14 protein-coding genes are annotated in these 18,743 nt (G+C 69.1%); 7 read left to right on the top strand and 7 right to left on the bottom strand.

The genetic code is table 11. The features are described from left to right. Positions 1 to 12 precede the first annotated feature (12 nt). Both dnaE and ilvA read left to right on the top strand, forming a co-directional pair. On the top strand, positions 13 to 3,567 hold the full coding sequence (gene dnaE, locus CT688_RS06550; protein ID WP_107756233.1) for a DNA polymerase III subunit alpha: 3,555 nt from the start codon (positions 13 to 15) through the stop codon (positions 3,565 to 3,567). 42 nt (positions 3,568 to 3,609) lie between these two features. Then, positions 3,610 to 4,884: a threonine ammonia-lyase IlvA gene (gene ilvA, locus CT688_RS06555; protein ID WP_107756234.1), complete on the top strand. Its 1,275-nt coding sequence runs from the start codon at positions 3,610 to 3,612 to the stop codon at positions 4,882 to 4,884. Between the two features lie 7 nt (positions 4,885 to 4,891). Here the strand turns inward: ilvA and treZ are convergent, their stop codons facing one another. Continuing rightward, positions 4,892 to 6,670 carry a malto-oligosyltrehalose trehalohydrolase gene (gene treZ / locus CT688_RS06560; RefSeq protein ID WP_107756235.1) on the bottom strand — a complete coding sequence of 593 codons (1,779 nt, stop codon included), beginning with the start codon at positions 6,668 to 6,670 and terminating at the stop codon, positions 4,892 to 4,894. 54 nt (positions 6,671 to 6,724) lie between these two features. Between treZ and CT688_RS06565 the strand changes: the two genes are divergently transcribed. Beyond that, positions 6,725 to 7,402 (top strand): YigZ family protein, encoded by a 678-nt coding sequence (locus CT688_RS06565; protein WP_107756236.1) that lies wholly within the window; start codon positions 6,725 to 6,727, stop codon positions 7,400 to 7,402. A gap of 4 nt (positions 7,403 to 7,406) precedes the next feature. Then, positions 7,407 to 7,643, top strand: a complete 237-nt coding sequence (locus CT688_RS06570; protein WP_095717309.1) for a hypothetical protein — start codon at positions 7,407 to 7,409, stop codon at positions 7,641 to 7,643. A 96-nt stretch (positions 7,644 to 7,739) separates the two neighbouring features. Here CT688_RS06570 and CT688_RS06575 read toward each other — a convergent pair whose 3' ends face one another. Beyond that, on the bottom strand, positions 7,740 to 8,414 hold the full coding sequence (locus CT688_RS06575) for a nitroreductase (protein WP_107756237.1): 675 nt from the start codon (positions 8,412 to 8,414) through the stop codon (positions 7,740 to 7,742). A gap of 361 nt (positions 8,415 to 8,775) precedes the next feature. Between CT688_RS06575 and CT688_RS06580 the strand changes: the two genes are divergently transcribed. Further along, positions 8,776 to 9,780, top strand: a complete 1,005-nt coding sequence (locus CT688_RS06580) for a type IV toxin-antitoxin system AbiEi family antitoxin domain-containing protein (protein WP_234414849.1) — start codon at positions 8,776 to 8,778, stop codon at positions 9,778 to 9,780. 163 nt (positions 9,781 to 9,943) lie between these two features. Beyond that, entirely contained in the window at positions 9,944 to 10,309 is a 366-nt protein-coding gene (locus tag CT688_RS06585) for an RNA-binding S4 domain-containing protein (RefSeq protein WP_107756239.1), read from the top strand. Positions 10,310 to 10,348: 39 nt separating this feature from the next. Here the strand turns inward: CT688_RS06585 and CT688_RS17680 are convergent, their stop codons facing one another. The 4 genes from CT688_RS17680 to CT688_RS06600 are packed head-to-tail and all read right to left on the bottom strand — an operon-like array spanning position 10,349 to position 17,179. Continuing rightward, positions 10,349 to 11,080, bottom strand: coding sequence for a hypothetical protein (locus CT688_RS17680; protein ID WP_234414850.1), 732 nt, complete (start codon positions 11,078 to 11,080; stop codon positions 10,349 to 10,351). 2 nt (positions 11,081 to 11,082) lie between these two features. After that, the gene (gene treY / locus CT688_RS06590; RefSeq protein ID WP_234414851.1) at positions 11,083 to 12,816 is read right to left on the bottom strand and encodes a malto-oligosyltrehalose synthase; all 1,734 of its coding nucleotides are present in this window, start codon (positions 12,814 to 12,816) and stop codon (positions 11,083 to 11,085) included. A 2-nt stretch (positions 12,817 to 12,818) separates the two neighbouring features. Next, on the bottom strand, positions 12,819 to 14,963 hold the full coding sequence (gene glgX, locus CT688_RS06595) for a glycogen debranching protein GlgX (RefSeq protein ID WP_107756240.1): 2,145 nt from the start codon (positions 14,961 to 14,963) through the stop codon (positions 12,819 to 12,821). A gap of 56 nt (positions 14,964 to 15,019) precedes the next feature. Further along, positions 15,020 to 17,179 carry an acyltransferase family protein gene (locus CT688_RS06600; protein ID WP_107756241.1) on the bottom strand — a complete coding sequence of 720 codons (2,160 nt, stop codon included), beginning with the start codon at positions 17,177 to 17,179 and terminating at the stop codon, positions 15,020 to 15,022. Positions 17,180 to 17,416: 237 nt separating this feature from the next. On the opposite strand from CT688_RS06600, the gene CT688_RS06605 reads away from it, so the two are divergent. Next, positions 17,417 to 17,992, top strand: coding sequence for a hypothetical protein (locus tag CT688_RS06605; RefSeq protein ID WP_234414852.1), 576 nt, complete (start codon positions 17,417 to 17,419; stop codon positions 17,990 to 17,992). Positions 17,993 to 17,995: 3 nt separating this feature from the next. On the opposite strand, the gene CT688_RS06610 is transcribed toward CT688_RS06605, so the two are convergent. After that, a complete protein-coding gene (locus tag CT688_RS06610; protein WP_107756242.1) occupies positions 17,996 to 18,715 on the bottom strand; it encodes an NUDIX domain-containing protein in 720 nt (239 codons plus the stop codon). Between the last annotated feature and the right edge of the window lie 28 nt (positions 18,716 to 18,743).

Consider the following 18,743-nt stretch of genomic DNA (forward strand, 5'->3'; position numbering starts at 1 on the left):
GAGGAATGCTGCGTGGGCGGATCCCAGTTCGTGCATCTGCACAATCACACCGAGTTCTCGATGCTCGACGGGATGGCGCAGATCACCCCGTTGTTCGCCGAGGCCTCCAGGCTGGGGATGCCGGCGGTGGGAATGACCGACCACGGGAACATGTACGGCTCCTCGGACTTCTACAAGCAGGCCGTCAAGACCGGGATCACACCGATCATCGGCATCGAGGCGTACGTCGCCCCCGAGTCCAGGTTCAACAAGAAGCGTGTGCTGTGGGGCGAGAAGCACCAGAAGGGTGACGACGTCGCGGGGTCGGGCGCCTACACCCACATGACCATGCTCGCGGAGAACGCCACCGGTCTGCGCAATCTGTTCCTGCTGTCCTCCCTGGCCTCGTACGAGGGACAACTGGGTAAGTGGGCCCGCATGGACGCCGAGATCCTCGCCGAGCACTCCGAGGGGATCATCGCCACCTCCGGATGCCCCTCCGGAGAGATCCAGACCCGCCTGCGCCTGGGTCAGCGCAAGGAGGCCTACGAGGCGGCCGAGAAGTGGCAGTCGATCTTCGGGAAGGACAACTTCTTCCTGGAGCTCATGGACCACGGAATCGACATCGAGCGACGGGTCCGGGAGGACCTGGTCGCGCTGGGCAGGGACCTGGGTATGCCGCCGCTGGTGACCAACGACTGCCACTATGTCACCCGCGAACAGGCCCACGCCCACGAGGCGATGCTGTGCGTGCAGACGGGCAAGACCCTCGCCGACGAGAACCGTTTCAAGTTCGACGGCGACGGGTACTTCCTCAAGTCCGCCGACGAGATGCGGGCCCAGTGGGATCCCGAGGTCCCCGGTGGGTGCGACAACACGCTGTGGATCGCCGAACGCGTCCAGCCGTACGACGAGATCTGGGCCCCGAGGGACCGGATGCCCAAGTTCCCGGTGCCCGAGGGCGAGACGGAGGACACGTGGCTGGCCCGTGAGGTCCACAAGGGTCTGGAGTGGCGCTTTCCCGCGGGGGTACCGCAGGAGTACCTGGACCGCGCGCAGTTCGAACTCGAGGTGATCAAGGGCAAGGGGTACCCCGGGTACTTCCTCGTGGTCGGTGACCTCATCGAGTACGCCCGTTCCATCGGGATCAAGGTCGGTCCGGGCCGGGGCTCCGCGGCGGGTGCGCTCGTGGCCTACGCACTCAAGATCACCAACATCGACCCGATCGAGCACGGCCTGCTGTTCGAGAGATTCCTCAACCCGGAGCGCCCGTCCGCGCCGGATATCGATATCGACTTCGACGACCGCCGCCGCGGCGAGATGATCCGCTATGCCAGCGAGAAATGGGGTTCGGACAAGATCGCCCAGGTCATTACGTTCGGCACCATCAAGACCAAGGCCGCCATCAAGGACGCCGCCCGCGTGAACTTCGGCCAGCCCGGCTACGCGATCGCCGACCGGATCACCAAGGCCCTGCCGCCGGCGATCATGGCCAAGGACATCCCCCTGTCGGGCATCACCGACCCCACGCACGAGCGCTACGGCGAGGCCTCGGAGGTCCGCCAGCTCATCGAGACGGACCCGGACGTCAAGCGGATCTACGACACCGCCCGCGGGCTGGAGGGCATGGTCCGCCAGGCGGGCGTCCACGCGTGTGCGGTGATCATGTCCTCCGAGCCGCTGCTCGACGTGATCCCCATGTGGAAGCGTGCCCAGGACGGCGCCCTCATCACCGGCTGGGACTACCCCTCGTGCGAGGACATCGGCCTGCTCAAGATGGATTTCTTGGGCCTGCGCAACCTCACTGTGATCGGCGACTGCCTGGAGAACATCAAGTCCAACCGCGGCGAGGAGATCGACCTCGACACGCTCAGCACCGACGATCAGGCGACCTACGACCTGCTGGCCAGCGGCGACACGCTGGGGGTGTTCCAGCTGGACTCCGGTGGCATGCGCGAGCTCCTCAAGCGGATGAAGCCCACCGGCTTCAACGACATCGTGGCCGCTCTCGCCCTGTACCGACCCGGGCCGATGGGGATGGGCACGCACTGGAACTACGCCGACCGCAAGAACGGCAAACAGGAGCTCACCCCGATCCACCCGGAGCTGGAGGAGCCGCTCAAGGAGATCCTGGGCGAGACCCACGGGTTGATCGTGTACCAGGAGCAGATCATGGCGATCTCCCGCGAACTCGCGGGCTACACGGCCGGTGAGGCCGACGGGTTCCGCAAGGCCATGGGTAAGAAGAAGGCAGAGGTCCTCGCGGCCGAGTACGAGAAGTTCTCCGGCGGCATGGGTGAGCGCGGGTTCTCCAAGGAGGCCGTGGACGCGCTCTGGGGCACCATCGAGCCGTTCGCCTCCTACGCATTCAACAAGTCCCACGCGGCCGGCTACGGGCTGGTGTCGTTCTGGACCGGTTACCTCAAGGCCAATTACCCGGCGGAGTACATGGCCGCCCTGCTCACCTCCGTGGGCGACGACAAGGACAAGGCCGCGCTGTACCTGTCCAACTGCCGGCAGATGGGGATCCGGGTGCTGCCGCCGTCGGTCAACGAGTCGCTCACCAACTTCGTCTCGGTGGGCGAGGACATCCGCTTCGGGATGGGTGCGGTCCGCAATGTCGGTACGCACGTGGTGGACTCCGTCGTGTCCGCGCGCAAGGAGAAGGGGGAGTTCACCGACTTCTCCGACTACCTGGCGAAGATCGACCAGACCGCGTGCACCAAGAAGGTCACCGAATCGCTGATCAAGGCCGGAGCGTTCGACTCCCTGGGACACCCGCGCAAGGGCTTGTTCCTGGTCCACGCCGACGCGGTCGAGTCGGTGATGTCCACCAAGAAGGCCGAGGCGGTGGGTCAGTTCGACCTGTTCGGCGGCGGGGATGCGGAGGACGCCGGGGGAGCCTCGGCGTTCAGTGACGTCTTCGCGGTCCGGGTCCCCGACGAGGAGTGGGACATCAAGCAGAAGCTGGCGCTCGAGCGGGAGATGCTGGGACTATACGTCTCGGGCCACCCGCTCGACGGGCTGGAGTCCGCGCTCGCCGCCAAGACCGACACGTCTATCGCCACCATCCACGAGGGCGAGCTCCCGCACGGCACCGCGGTGACGATCGGCGGGATCATCTCCGGCGTGGACCGGCGGGTCAACAAGAACGGCGAACCGTGGGCGATCGTGACGATCGAGGACTTCAACGGCAGCGTCGAGGTGCTCTTCTTCCCCAAGACCTATCGCCTCGCCGCCCTCGACATCGCCGAGGACGCTGTCGTCCTGGTCAAGGCTCGCATCAACATCCGCGAGGACCGGGTCTCGGTGTTCGGCGACACCCTCGAGGTGCCGGACCTGGTCGTGGGTGGCAACGGCGCCCCGCTGGCGCTGACGTTGCCCACGAAGATGTGCACCATCGAGACGGTCACCGCCCTCAAGCAGGTCCTCGGGCGGCACCCCGGTCCCTCGGACGTCCACCTGCGGTTGGTCAACGGGACGTCGTCCACGGTGTTGCGGTTGGACGACCATCTGCGGGTCGAGACATCGTCTTCGCTCATGGGGGATCTCAAGGCGCTCCTCGGGCCGGGCTGCCTCACCGGATGACCAGTTGGCGGTGACAGACCGCGCGGTGGGACACTGGTCGTCGTGACCGTGACCGACTCCGCCGCGACCCAGGTCGTGACCCCCGACGACATCGACACCGCTGCCCGCCGCATCGGCGATGTGATCCTCGCCAGCGAGCTGCACCAGAGCGAGCGGTTGAGTGAGCAGACCGGTGCGACGATCCTGCTCAAGCGCGAGGACCAGCAGGCGGTCCGGTCGTACAAGATCCGTGGTGCGTACAACCTGATGTCGCAGCTGACCGGTGACGAGCGAAGCGCCGGAGTGGTGACCGCGAGTGCGGGTAACCACGCCCAGGGCGTCGCCTTCGCCTGCCGGAGCCTGGGGATCAACGGCCGCATCTACGTTCCCACCAACACCCCCAAACAAAAGCGCGACCGGATCCTCGCCCACGGACGCAACTGGGTGGAGCTGGTGGTCACCGGCGTCAATTTCGACGCGGCTCAGGCCGCCGCCCGCGCGGACGCCGAGCGGACGGGCGCGACGATGGTCCCGCCGTTCGACCATCCGGACACCATGGCCGGCCAGGGGACCATCGCGGCGGAGATACTGGCGCAACTCGACAGCGTCCCCGACGCGGTGGTCGTGCCCGTCGGCGGTGGCGGACTGGTGGGCGGGCTCGCGACCTACCTGGCGGAGTACGCCCCTGACTGCAAGGTCATCGCGGTGGAACCCGCGGGGGCCCCGTCGCTGACCAGGGCCCTGGAAGCGGGGGAACCGGTGACCCTGGACACCGTCGACACCTTCGTCGACGGCGCGTCGGTGGCCCGGCTCGGCGATTTCCCGTTCGGGGTGATCTCCTCGATGACCGAGCGGATCCAGGTCCTCACGGTGGACGAGGGCGCGGTGTGCACCGCGATGCTGGAGCTGTACCAGAACGAGGGGATCATCGCCGAGCCCGCCGGCGCGTTGGCGGTCACCGCGCTGGACCAGCTCGACATCGAGGAGGGTGCGACGGTCGTCTGCATCATCTCGGGAGGCAACAACGACGTCTCGCGGTACAGCGAGATCATCGAACGGTCGTTGGTCCACCAGGGCCTCAAGCACTACTTCCTGGTCAAGTTCCCCCAGGAACCCGGTCAGCTGCGTCGGTTCCTCGACGAGGTGCTGGGGCCGGAGGACGACATCACGCAGTTCGAATACCTCAAGAGGAACAACCGCGAGTACGGGGCCGCCCTCGTGGGCATCGAACTCGGCTCGGCCACCGGTCTGCATTCACTGCTCGAACGCATGGACGCCTCGCGTATCGACTGCGAGCGGCTCGAGCCCGGAACCGCGGCGTACGAGTACCTGACTTGAGCCCGGTCTACCCCGTCACCGTGTGGGTGCGCACCACCGCGAATCCGAAGGCCTGACAGAAGACCGAGTCATGGTCGACCACCGCTCCCGAAGTGAGCACCTCGTCGCCGGTGACCGGGACCCTGCTCGGTTCGGTTCCGAGGTTCACCACCAACGCCAGAGAGCCGCGGTGGACGATCAACCAGCGGCCGTCGTCGGCTTCGACCCCGCACCGCACGCGCACCGCACCGAGCCACGGATCGCTGAGCTCGGGTTCGGCCCGCCGTAGCGCGATGAGCGCACGGTACCCGCGCAGGATCCCGGCGTGCTGGTCCTCGGACTGCTCGGACCGGTCCAGCACCGACCGCCGGAACGTCTCCGGGTCCTGGGGGTCGGCCACGGTGGCCGGGTCCCATCCCATCTCGGCGAACTCGCGGGTCCGTCCCCGGCGCACGGCCTCGGCGAGGTCGGGTTCGGGGTGCGAGGTGAAGAAGCAGAACGGGGTCCGGGCGCCCCACTCCTCGCCCTGGAACAACATCGGGGTGAAGGGGGAGCACAGGATGATCGCGGCCTTGGCCAGCTGCTGGGCCGGGGTGAGGTTCACCGACGGCCGGTCGCCCGCGGCGCGGTTGCCCACCTGGTCGTGGGTCAGGGTGTAGGCGACGAAGCGGCTGCCCGGCACCCGTTCGACGTCCAGCGGGCGGCCGTGGACCCGGCCCCGGAACGCCGACCATGTCCCCGCGTGCAGGAAGGCCCCGGTGAGCACCTGACGTAACGCCTCGAGGGAGCCGAAATCCGCGTAGTAGCCCTGGCGTTCCCCGGAGACCGCGGCGTGGACGGCGTGGTGCACGTCGTCGTCCCACTGCCCGGTGAGGCCCAGCCCGCCGCCCTCGCGCGCGGTGACCAGCCGCGGGTCGTTCTGGTCCGACTCCGCGATCAGGGACAACGGTCGTCCGAGGTGGGCGGAGAGGGACTCCACCTCCACCGCCAACTGCTCGAGCAGGTGCACGGCCGAGCCGTCGTGCAGGGCGTGGACCGCGTCCAACCGCAGGGCGTCCACGTGGAACTCGTCGAACCAGCGCAGGGCGTTGTCGATGATGTACCGACGCACCTCGCCCGAGTGCGGTCCGTCGAGATTGAGCCCCGACCCCCACGGTCCGTCGGCCGCGGACAGGTACGGGCCGAACTCCGGGAGGTAGTTCCCGGACGGGCCCAGGTGGTTGTAGACCACGTCCAGGCAGACGCCGAGCCCGCGGGCGTGGCAGGCGTCCACGAACTGCTGGAACGCGTCCGGGCCGCCGTACGGCTCGTGCACGGCGAACCACGCCACCCCGTCGTAACCCCAGCCGTACTCCCCGTTGAACGCACCCACGGGCATCACCTCGACCATGTCGACGCCCAGCTCCACCAGGTCGTCGAGGTGATCTATCGCGCTGGTCAGAGTGCCGACGGGGGAGAAGGTGCCCACGTGCATCTCGTACAGGACCGACCCCGCCAGTTGGCGACCGGTCCAGTGCGCGTCCGACCAGCGGGTGGCGTCCACCCGGTGCACCCGTGAGAGTCCGTGCACGCCGTGCGGCTGGCGCGGCGACCGCGGGTCGGGACGCGGATCGCTCGTCTGGCCGTCGTCGCCCGTCACCACGAACCCGTAGTCCCTGCCCTGCTCCCGCACGACGGTCGAGGACCACCAGCCGTCGGCGGCGCGGGTCATGGGAAAAGGATCGGCGTCGGCGGAGTCCAGGACCAGACCGACGGCTTCGGCTGTCGGCGCCCAGACGGAGAAGGTGTCACTGCTCGCGGAGGTCACACCCCCAGGGTAGGGAATGTGGGCGAGCGGGGGCGGCGCGGCGATACTGGTCCGATGACCGACTCCGCGACTCGTGTGCTCAGGCTGTCCGCCGGCCCGGACGTCACGGGCACGTACGAGGAGAGGCGCTCGAGGTTTCTCGCGGTGTTGAGGAGGTGTGACGACGAGGCCGCCGCCCGTGACCTGATCTCCGACCTCCGTCGTGCCCACCCGGACGCGCGCCATCACTGCAGCGCGTTCCTGGTGGACGTCCCCGGGTCCAGCCGGATCGAGCGCTCGAACGACGACGGCGAGCCCTCCGGAACCGCCGGCACCCCCATGTTGGAGGTACTCCGCGGAAGTCGGGTGACAGGGGTCGGGGCGGTGGTCGTGCGGTGGTTCGGCGGAACGCGACTCGGTACGGGCGGGCTGGTCCGGGCGTACGGCTCCGCGGTGTCGTCCGCGGTCGACGAGGCGTGGCGGGCGGGTCGGATCGTGGAGGTGACACGAACCCCCGCGTGGCGGGCCGAGGTCGACCACTCACTGGCGGGGGGCCTCGAGGGAGCCGTTCGCGCAGCGGGGGCGCAGGTGCTCGGCGTGGACTACGGCGGGCGGGTCGAACTGACGGTGGCCGGTGACCTCGAGGTGCTGGGTCCGATCCTGGCTACCCGGACGTCCGGTGGCGTCGAATGGGAGCCCGCCGGGGTGGCGACCACCGAGAACGCGGCGCGGCTGCGAGATGTGGAATCCTGACATCATGAGCATGCAGCCCTACCAACCGAACTCGATCGAGGCCCAGAAGCAGCAGGTGCGCAAGGATGCCCGCACCACGGCGATCGCGCTGGGCGTGACCGTGGTGGCGTTGCCGATCGCGTTGTTCGCCAGTTCGTTCTTCACCGTGGTGGCGATACTCGCGGGGATAGTCGCGATCTACAAGGGGAACCAGGTGCGCCAGGCCATCTCGGGCAAGCCCAAGAACCGCGAACTCTACTGACGGACCGGGTCCGCCCGGAACCTGGTCAGCCGTGGCGGCGGACCACCGGCCCCGCTCACCCGTGGCGGCGGACCACCGGGCCCGCCCGGAACCCGCTCAGCCGTGGCGGCGGACCACGTCGGTGAGGTCCGCGCGGCCGGCCCGGAAGATGTTCGCCGGGTGCTCCGGGTCGGCGTACCCGAAGGAGATGCCGCACACGATCATCCGGTCGTCGCTGATTCTCAGGTACTCGCGGACCCCGTCGGAGTACAGCGCGAGGGCGGCCTGGGCGCACGTGGCCACGCCGAGTGAGGACGCCGCCGCCAGGAACGTCGCCACGTAGCCCCCACAGTCCACCGCGCCATAGGTGCCCAGGCCCGCGTCCGAGGTGATCACCGCGACGTGTGGGGCGCCGAAGAACCGGTAGTTCTCCAACATCTGCGTCAGGCGCGCCTCCTTGTCGGAGCGCTCGATGCCCAGCGCGGTGTAGAGGCCGTACCCGCTCTCCCGCCGGCGCTCGCCGTACACGCCGTCGTAGCGCTCAGGTGCCGGCAGATCCGATCGCATGCCGTTGTTCAGCACGTACTCGGTGAGGTGCGCGGCGAACCCGGAGGTCGCCGACCCGCTCACCAGGTCGACCTGCCATGCCTGGGAGTTGCACCACGAGGCCGTGCGCTGGGCCATCTGCAGGATCCGGTCGATCGTCTCGTCGGGGACGGGCTGGGACGTGAACCCTCGGCAGCTGTAGCGGTCGTCGAGGATCTGCTCGAGCGTGTCGGCGGCGTCGGTCATGGACCCTCCAGGTGATGGCGCGGAACTGTGATGCCAGTCTCGCACGGGGCACCTCGCGACCCGCGCCCGCCACCGCCCGCCGCGCCCTCACGCCGCCCTCACGCCGCCCTCACGCCGCCCTCACGCCGCCCCTCGCCGCTCCTACGCCGCCCTCACGCCGCCCCTCGCCGCGATCCGCCCCTCTGGGTGTGATTCGCCCCCGTAGTTCCGGGGGCAGAATGCAACGCTCGGGGTGCATCGTGTAACCACGGGGTCGTGCGGCACGTGATCGTCCATTGCTCCGAGGCGGCGCCCCGTCCCGCAGGCGAAACCTGGTGGTGAGCGCACAGAAAGGGGCGAACGGCGGCGATTCCAGCCCGCTGTGTCCGTCCACACCGTCATCGGGCGCCTACCGGATTCGACGGGTCGACGCAGAACCGTGGCACAGCATCAATGCATGACCGGAATCGAAGAACTGCGTTCACGCCTCTTGACCACCCACGACCTGATAGCTCGGGGTGCCAGCGCCCAGGCTCTCAGCAGAGCGGTGTCCACCGGCGCGATGATCCGTCTGAGACCGGGGTTCTACGTCGACGCGGCCGCCCGAGAACTCAGCCGGGACGATCGACACCTCCTCATGGTCCTCGCGGCGGACAGATGTCTTGTGGCGCCGGTGTTCACCCACTGGTCTGCTGCACTTGTGCTGGGGCTCCCCTCATGGGGACTGCCGCTTCGGCAGGTGTCGGTGTCCCGCTACGGCCACGCCCAGCGATCGCGCAACACGAGGCTGACGAGACACGACGTGTCTCCGGTCGAGGCAGACGAGATCGTGACCGTCGGCGGACTTCAGGTCACTTCGCCAGATCGGACGGTGGTCGACATCGGAAGAGCCTGTGGGCGGGATACAAGTGTCGCGGTGGCCGATGCAGCTGTCTACGGCGAGTTGGCCACTGCGGAGTCACTGCACGTCGCCCTGGACCGGGCGGCGGGCAGAAGCGGGCTCAAGAAGGCTCGGGTGGCGATGACGCTGATGGACGGTCGGAGCGAGAGCGTTGCCGAGACACTGAGCAGGTTGACCTTCTCCGATCACTGCCTGCCGACGCCGGTGACCCAGGAGGACATCATCGACACACACGGAAATCGTGTCGCCCGCGTCGACTTCTTCTGGCGCGAACACGGGGTGATCGGCGAGTGCGATGGGTTCGGGAAGTACTTCGACGGACACGATCTCAGGGAGGTGAGACGTCGACTCGCGCGGGAGAAGGATCGCGACGCCGAGCTCGTCGCCCTCGGATATCGGGTCATCCACTGGCGGTGGGCAGATCTGGAGAGGCCGTGGTTGCTGGCCGAACGGATCCGGCGCGTGCTGCTCGCGGCGGCAGCATGAGGATGAACCCGGTAGCCGACCTCCCCTGACGCCACACCTCACCGCTGTGGATGATCCGCCCATCCACTCACGAGTCGCCCCCCGAGCTACGAGGGTGGATCGCGGTCCGAGGGGCGGACCGGGTGCGAACCGCTGGCCGCCGCTGTATCGCTATCCTCCTCGTATGGCAGTGCGGGTGGACGCGTGGACGTGGTCGGTGCGGCTCTTCCCGTCGCGGACGAAGGCGGCGGCCGCCTGCCGGGGCGGGCACGTCAAGGTCAACGGCGAGGCGGTGCAGCCGTCGAAGGCGGTCGTGCCCGGGGATCGTGTCCAGGTGACGGGGACGCTCGGCCGGATCCGCGTCCTCGAGGTCGTGCGGACGGTCAACAAGAGGGTGGGCGCGCCGGTCGCCGCGACCTGCTATATCGACCACTCGCCCCCGCCGCCGCCGAGAGAGGTGCTGGCGTCACAGCCGCGGCGCGACAGGGGAACGGGGCGACCGACCAAGCGAGAGCGTCGCGAGACCGACCGCCTCCAGGGCCGTGGGTAGACCGACCGCCTCCAGGGCCGTGGGTAGACCCCTGCGTGGTCAGTCGTCTTCGCGGACGAGCAGCACGACCGGTGACCCGACCAGTAGGTCGCCGACGTCCACCCGGCTCGAGATCACCGGGCCGCCCGGGCGCACCACCCAGGTGCCCGCCGGGAGCACGACCTCGGTGCCGCGGAAGTCGTCGGCCCCGAGCACCGCGGTCCGCCGTCTGGCGATCATGCCGATCGCCGCGTGCCCGTCAACGATCCTGGCGAACGCCACCACGTCCCCGGAGGAGGGGCCCTGTACCGGCAACGCGAGGTGCGGGCCGGTAGCCATGCTCGCCGGGTGCGAGCGCCGGAACCGCAGCACCTCACGCACCAGCGCGAACTTGGGGTGCCCGCCGCGGGCCACCGCGCCGGACCGTAGGGGCTCATAGTCCACGAACCGGCGGTTATCCGGGTCGACGAGCGAGTCCTCCCACACCTCCGTGCCCTGGTAGACGTCGGGAACACCGGGCGACAGCAGCTGTGTCGTCTTGGCGATCAGCGAGTTGTCCCGTCCCGCGGGGGCGATCCGCTCGACGAACGGGGTGAGCAGCGCCCCACCCGAGTCGAGCAGTGTGTCGATCCACCCGTGGGCGGCGGACTCGAAATCGCCGTCCTGACTGGTCCAGGTGGTGTGCACGGCCGCCTCACGTAAGGCCTTCTCGGCGTAGTCGTGTAGGCGGGGCCGCAGGTCATCGGGGAGCTCGTGACCATCCAGGTCGTCGCCGGCCGGCCACACCCCCACGATCACCTGGAGGAGGAAGTACCCTGCGTCCTCGGCGGGAGGGGGAAGCTCCGGAAGACCTCGGAGACCAGGTGCGCCCATTCATCCGGCAGCTGCGAGAGCACCGAGATCCGGGCGCGGACGTCCTCTCCGCGCTTGGTGTCATGGGTGCTCAGCGCCGTCATGGCCAGCGGGGTCGCGCGGGCACGCTCGGCCATCGCCAGATGGAACGCGTCGACCGGCAGACCCATCCGGCCTGGCGAGCCGCCGACCTCGTTGAGGGAGACCAGCCGTCCGAGTCGGTAGAACAGCCGGTCCTCCTCGGCCTTGGCGGTGGCCGCTCCGGTCACCTGCGCCAACCGGACCGAGGCCTCCGCGGCCCGGGCCAGGGCCCCGGCGACGAGCCCCAGGGCCGGGCCCAGCTCGGGGCGATCGCGGTGAAGGCCCTCCAGGATCCCGGGGAGGGTCCCTCGCAGGACCGGGTAGTCGGCGCGGTAGACGGGCGTGTGCGCGATCACCGAGACCAGCGTCTCGCGGAGCTGCGCCTCCTCGTCGTCGTCGCCACTCGTCACCTCGCTCGCGTCCCGGCCGACAGCGGCGTCACGCCGCACCGCCCGGGTCAGCCGTCCCAGCTCGGGGGCGAGGTCCTCGAGGACGATCTGCCGCTTGAGACGGGCGGACTGCTCGTGGACCTGCTCCTCGTCACCGGGGCCACCGCAGTACCGGGCGGCCTGCTCCGTCAACCGCGCCTGACCGCCGGGATCCACCAGTATCTGGTCGATCAGGCGGAGGGCGTCGTAACCGGTCGTCCCGTCGACGGGCATCGCGGGGTCGAGCACTTCGGCGGGGGCGAGAATCTTCTCCACCAGCAGCCACCGGTCCTCGCCGGCCAGCCCGCGGAGACGCCGCGCGTACCCCACCGGGTCGGCGAGCCCGTCAGGATGGTCGACCCGGATGCCGTCGACCAGGTCCTCCTCGCACCAGCGGCGCACCTCGGCGTGGGTGGCGTCGAAGACCGCGGGGTCCTCCTGGCGCAGCCCGGCCAGCCCGGTCACGGTGAAGAACCGCCGGTAGCCCAGGAGCGGCTCCCGCCAGTGCACCAGTCGGTAGTGCTGCCGGTCGTGTACCTCCTGTGCGGTCCCGCCCCCGGTGCCGGGGGCGACGGGGAAGCGATGGTCGTAGAAGCGCAGCTCGGCTTCCGCCGCGTCCGAGTCGGAGGTGTCGGTGTCGGTGGGGGTGACGACGACGAGCTCGCCGACGTCCTCCGGTGACCCCAACACCGGGATCGCTATCCGGCCATCCGCTCCGTTGGCGGGCTCGGTGTCGAAGTCGAAGTACGAGAAGTACGGCGATTCGGGGCCGCGGCGCAGCGCATCCCACCACCATCTGTTGGCCGTCGGCCGGTCGACGCCCAGGTGATTGGGGACGATGTCCACCACCACGCCCAGGCCGTGCTCCCGGCAGGTGGCCCGGAGCGACCGCAGGGCGTCGATGCCGCCGAGTTCCGCCGCCACCCTGGTCGGGTCCACCACGTCGTACCCGTGGGTCGATCCCGGGGTGGCCTCGAGTATCGGCGACAGGTACACAGAGCCCACGCCGAGATCGGCGAGGTAGGGGACCAGGTCTTCGACGTCGGCCAGGACGAATCCCCGGCCATTCGGATCGGAGGCGGGCGTCCGCAGTTGGAGACGGTAGGTGCTGGCCAGGGCGGCCCCCCTGCTCAGCGCTCCGGCCCCGGCCCGGTCCTCGTGGGCCACGATCAGGAGACCTTGCGCAGGACGATCGTGCCGCGATCGGCCACCGTGATCGTCTCGTCCGAGCCCAACTCGCCGCTGCGCTCCTCGAGGTGGTCCGCCGTGTCCAGGACGACCTCCCAGGACTGCGCGTACTCGGGCCCCAGCAACGAGAACTCGATGGGCTCGTGGTGGGCGTTGAACAGCAACAGGAACGAGTCGTCCACGATGCGCTGGCCGCGCTCGTCGGGTTCGTGGATGCCCTCGCCGTTGAGATAGACGGCCAGGGATTTGCCGAAGCCGGAATCCCAGTCCTTGTGGGTCATCTCCGAGCCGTCGGGACTGAACCAGCCGATGTCCTGGGGGTCCTCATCGTCCCGCAGCACTGTGCCGAAGAACCTCCGCCGACGGAAGACGGGATGGTCCTTCCGCAGTCGGACGAGGGTGCGGGTGAACTCGAGGAGGGTCTCCTTCTCCTCGTCGAGCTCCCAGTTCATCCAGGCGATCTCGTTGTCCTGGCAGTAGACGTTGTTGTTGCCGCCCTGCGTGCGGGCGATCTCGTCCCCGTGCGCGATCATCGGCGTTCCCTGCGACAGGATGAGGGTGGTCAGCATGTTGCGTCGCTGCCTGTGCCGAAGACTCAGGACGTCCGGGTCGTCGGTGGGGCCCTCGACCCCGCAGTTCCAGGAGCGGTTGTGGCTCTCGCCGTCGTTGCCGTCCTCGCCGTTGGCGTCGTTGTGCTTCTCGTTGTAGGAGACGAGGTCGTTGAGGGTGAAGCCGTCGTGGGCGGTGACGAAGTTGATCGACGCGGTGGGGCGGCGGCCGGTGTTCTCGTACAGGTCCGAGGAGCCGGTCAGTCGGGAGGCGAACTCTCCGAGAGTGGCGGGCTCTCCGCGCCAGAAGTCGCGGACGGTGTCGCGGAACTGGCCGTTCCACTCGGTCCACAGTGGCGGGAAGTTGCCCACCTGGTAGCCGCCCTCGCCCACGTCCCACGGTTCCGCGATGAGCTTGACCTGACTGACCACCGGGTCCTGTTGGACCAGATCGAAGAACGACGACAGCCGGTCCACGTCGTGCAGCCCTCTGGCCAGGGCGGAGGCGAGGTCGAACCGGAAACCGTCGACATGCATGTCCAGGACCCAGTACCGCAGCGAATCCATGATCAGCTGCAGGGAGTGGGGGTGCCGGACGTTGAGCGTGTTACCGGTACCGGTGTAGTCCATGTAGTGCTGCTCGTCGCCCTCGACGAGCCGGTAGTAGGCCTGGTTGTCGATACCGCGGAACCCGATCGTGGGCCCCATGTGGTTGCCCTCGGCGGTGTGGTTGTAGACCACGTCGAGGATCACCTCGATGTTGGCGTCGTGGAACGCCTTGACCATCGCCTTGAACTCGCTCACCGCGTCTCCGGGCTTCTCGGCGAACGCGTACTCGTTGTGCGGGGCCAGGAACCCGAAGCTGTTGTACCCCCAGTAGTTGCGGAGCCCCATGTCGATGAGCCGCTGATCCTGCATGAACTGATGGACCGGCATCAGCTCGATCGCCGTGACCCCGAGGTCGGTGAGGTAGTCGATGATCGCGGGGTGGGTCATGCCGGCATAGGTTCCGCGCATCTCGGCAGGGATGTCCGGGTGGGTGGCGGTCATGCCCTTGACGTGGGCCTCGTAGATCACCGTGTTGTGGTATTCGTGCCGGGGAGCGCGGTCGTTACCCCAGTCGAAGTAGGGGTTGATCACGACGGTGGTCATGGTGTGGCCGAGGGAGTTCTCGGTGTTGCGCCTGGTCGGATCGTCCAGGTCGTAGCTGTGCAGGCTCGGGTGGCCGTCGAACTCGCCGTCGAAGGCCTTGCCGTACGGGTCCAACAGCAGTTTCGAGGGGTCGCACCGCAACCCGTGCTCCGGCTCGTACGGTCCGTGGACGCGGAAGCCGTAGCGCTGACCCGGGGTGACGCCGAAGAGGTAGCAGTGCCAGATGTGGCCGTCGACCTCGGTCAGTTCGACGCAGGTCTCACGACCGTCCCTGTCGATCAGGCAGAGATCGACACGCTCGGCCACCTCGGAGAACAGAGAGAAGTTGGTTCCGGTCCCGTCGTACGTGGCGCCGAGGGGGAAGGCGCTACCAGGCCAGGCACGAATGAGCTCTGGGGCGGACTGCTGCGTGTCGTCGTTGGTCACAAGGCCCAACAGTAGTGGTTATCGGGACTCGAGCCGGTGTACCGGGCCCCCGACGCTCACCACCAGCCGGTCGCGGGCCCCATCTGCCGGGCGAGCTCGCCCGACGCGGACCGTACCCAGGACCCCGAGAGATGGTGGGAGTCGTGGTAGACGATGACGTTGCCCACCACGACGGGGCAGTTCCCCGCATCGCACAGACCGTCGGTCAGGTCGATGAGTCGGACCGAGTCGATCCCGGCCCCGGCGAGCGCCGCCGGGTTGATGGGCGCGACGGACCGCTCCCGGGGCATTCCGCACTCCTCGGGGGTGCCGCCGTCTCCCAGGCAGTCCCCGGCCCGGATCGGGCCACGCCCCTGATTGAGCCACGGGGTGTCGCGGATGGCGATCACGCCGATGCCCTGCTGGTCGAGTGCCCGCCACAGGTCGACGTACTGGCGTGGCGTGACATCCGGGCCCACGACCCCCACCGGCCGGGTGGCGGTGGTGAACACGAAGTCCGGTGCCAGGCCGACGAGGGCGGCCAGCGCGGCGGGAGTCCATTCGGCGCAGCTCTCGTACAGCAACTCGTCGCTGTCGGAGACCGATGCGTCGAGGGTCAACGGACACCCCATCTTGAGCAGCGTCACCACCCGGAAGCCGTAGTGGCGGCCGACCTCGTCGAGGCCGCTGATCCAGTGTTCGGCATGCGAGCCGCCGACCAGCGCGATGGTGCGGGGTGCGGTCACGTCGCCGTACACGCACATCTCGACTTCCGAGGACTCGAAGTTGGAGATGCAGCCGTCGAGGGTGCTCATGGGCAGGTCGTTGCCCACCTGCAGCAAGGAGGGGACGTAACCGACGTTCTCGGGGACCGGGACGCCGTCGAAGAACGCACGGGCCCCGGGGTGGTCCGGGTCGGTGAGTGAATCGACGTACGGCACCGCCGAGCGGGAGGCCGAGGTGGCCGTCCACCACCCGACGACGCCGAGGCTGGCCACGGCGGACACCACGACGAGGGCGGTGGCCCGGACGAAGCGCCGCTGCTCCCGCTCGGAGCGACCGGACCCCTTGCGGAGCGAGTCGCGCTTCTGGGCCGCGGGCGTGGTCCGGCTCCGCGCCCGGCTGGCCATCCGCAGGGGTCGCTCGACGTACTTCTCGGTCAGCAGGGCCAACACCACCGAGGCGGCGGTGATCACCAGCCCCGACACCAGCGTGATCTCGGCCTGGCGGTCGTAGGACAGCCAGAGGATGAGTATCGGCCAGTGCCAGAGGTACAGGGAGTACGAGATGTCGCCCAGCCGGCGGAACACCCGCCCGGACAGCAGCCAGGTGACCGGGTCCCTGCGCGGCGTCGCACGCTCACCGTCGGGGAGGTTGCCGCCGAGGATGATCAGCAGCGCGCCACCGATCGGATACCAGGCCAGGGGGCCGGGGAAGTAGGCGGCACCGTCGAAGAAGAAGCCCGTGCTCACGACCATGAACAGGCCGGCGGCCGTGGTGAGCATGCGGAGCGGCCACGGGAGGACCACCCCGGCCAACACGATGGCCACCAGACCGCCGACGAGCAGCTCCCACATCCGGGCACCGGTGTCGTAGTAGTTCCAGGGCTGGTTGACCGTCTGCCCGTACGCGGACCACCAGACCGAGGCGACGGTGCCCGCAAGCACCACTCCGAGCAACATTAGCGTGGGCGTCCCGCGCTTCACGACGAGCCGCCACACCGCGGTCAGACCCAGGACTACGGCCAGGGCCACCAGGTAGAACTGGCCCTGGACCGACATCGACCACAGGTGCTGCAGCGGCGAGATGGTCGCGTCGGCCGCCGCGTAGTCCTGGGAGGTGAGCGCGAGTTCCCAGTTCTGGTAGTAGAACAGCGAGGCGATGGTCTGCTCGAAGATCGCCGACCACTGGGTGGGGGGTTTGATGAGGATGGTCCCCACCACGGTCGCCGCCACGGTGACCACGAGCGCCGGATACAGGCGCCGGACCAGACGCTTCAGGTGGGGAAGTGGATTGAGGGGCGTACCCGGGAGGCCGGCGCCGCGCAGGAGCGATCCCAGGAAGAAGAACCCGGACAGGGTGAGGAACACATCGACGCCGCCGGAGACGCGCCCCATCCAGATGTGGAACACCACGACCAGTGCGATGGCCAGGCCGCGGAGACCGTCGATGTCGTGCCGGTAGGCCATCTTCCCGCGCCGGCGGCGAGCCGGCGGGTTCGGAGTGCTGGTGGCCACTGGCGGATACTTCCTGACGAGTCGTCCGGGCTGTGCTGGCGCCCCGGCCCTGCGAGCGCGCACACCGAAAAGCGTGGTGGCGCCGCGTCAGAGCATGGTGGAACCGGGTCCGATTACACCACAGACGGTTCACCCCGCCCGCGTTGGTACAGTCCGGCGCATGCTGAGCTCACCGCCGTGGCGCGCCGTGGGGACCCTCGCGGGAGTCGTCGGACCGGCCGTCGTCGCGCTGCTGGTGTGGGTCGTGGCCGCCCCCGCTCGGAGTTGCTCTCGGTCGGCGGGGGGAGGGGACTGCGGCTCCCGGAGTCCGGAGCCGACGGCGGAAGTCAACTCCTGATGCTCATCGTCCTGTTGGGGGCTGCGGTGGTGTGCGCGGTCCTGTCCCTGTGGCACCGCCACCCGGGGTTGCGTCGCCCAGGGGGCGTCCCCGTCCTCGTGCTGCTGCCCGGGCTGACGTGCTCGGTCACCGCGGCCGCGGCCTCACCGGTGGCCGCGCTCCTGGCCCCGACCGCGGAGAACGCCCCGTACGGAACGGTGGTGGCACAGCCGCCCACGGCGGGGGCACTGTTCTTCGACCGCATGATCTACGGGACCACGGGGCCGTCGTGGGACTGGTTTCCGCCCGGCGCGGGGTGGCTGGCCTTCGGCGCGATGATCGCCGCGTTCACCGTGGCGGCGCTGGCCCACGTCAGCCACTCCTCGGAGTTGCGGGACGGCGTGGAGGACGTGGACGGTCTGGACCGGGTGCGCCCGGAGTCGGTGTCCCTGGACGGGGTGCCCCCGGAGTCGGTGTCCCCGAACCGCCCGGACTGAGTCTCATCCGCGAGCCCCGGTGAGGACCTCGACCGGCGGCCGGAGAGTCGCGAACTGGTCGGTGATCCGCAGTCTGCGCTCGGCGAATCGGTACAGGGCGGCGGGCCGACCGCCCGAGGGGCCCGGCGGCGCGCTTCGTCCGCAGCGCACCAACTCGCCCCGCCTGGTGAGGATCCTCTGGAGGTTCGTGGGATCGACCGGGTGGCCGAGGGCGGCGGCGTAGTGCTGGGCCAGGGTGGAGAGGGTGAACTCCTCCGGAGCGAGCGCGAAACCCAGAGTGGAGTAGGAGAGCTTGGCGGCGAGGCGGGCCCGGGCGCGGGCGACGATCTCCGCGTGATCGAAGACGGTGTCGGGAAGATCGTCCACCCGGAACCACGCGGTGTCGTCGGGGATGTCCGGGTCGGCGTCACTGGGCAGGACACCGAGGAATCCTGAGGCGAAGACCCGCCGACCGGGAATCCGCGAGGGGTCGGAGAACTCCGCCACGGATTCCAGGTGGCTGAGCGAGCGCACGTCCACCTTCTCCGCGAGCTGGCGGGTGGCGGAGGTGGCCAGGTCCTCGTCGTCGCCGACCTCGCCGCCGGGCAGCGCCCACCGACCGGCCGCCGGGCCCAGCGTGTGTTGCCACAGCAACACGTGCAGGGCGTGGGAGGGGGGGTGCGCGATCCGGCGGACCTGACCCACGACGACGAGCACCTCGTGACCGGTGTTACACTTGGGCATGTTTTCGATTGTAAGTCGAAAACAAGGC

Origin of the sequence: Dietzia sp. JS16-p6b (genome assembly GCF_003052165.1) — a bacterium.
Taxonomy (GTDB): Bacteria; Actinomycetota; Actinomycetes; order Mycobacteriales; family Mycobacteriaceae; genus Dietzia.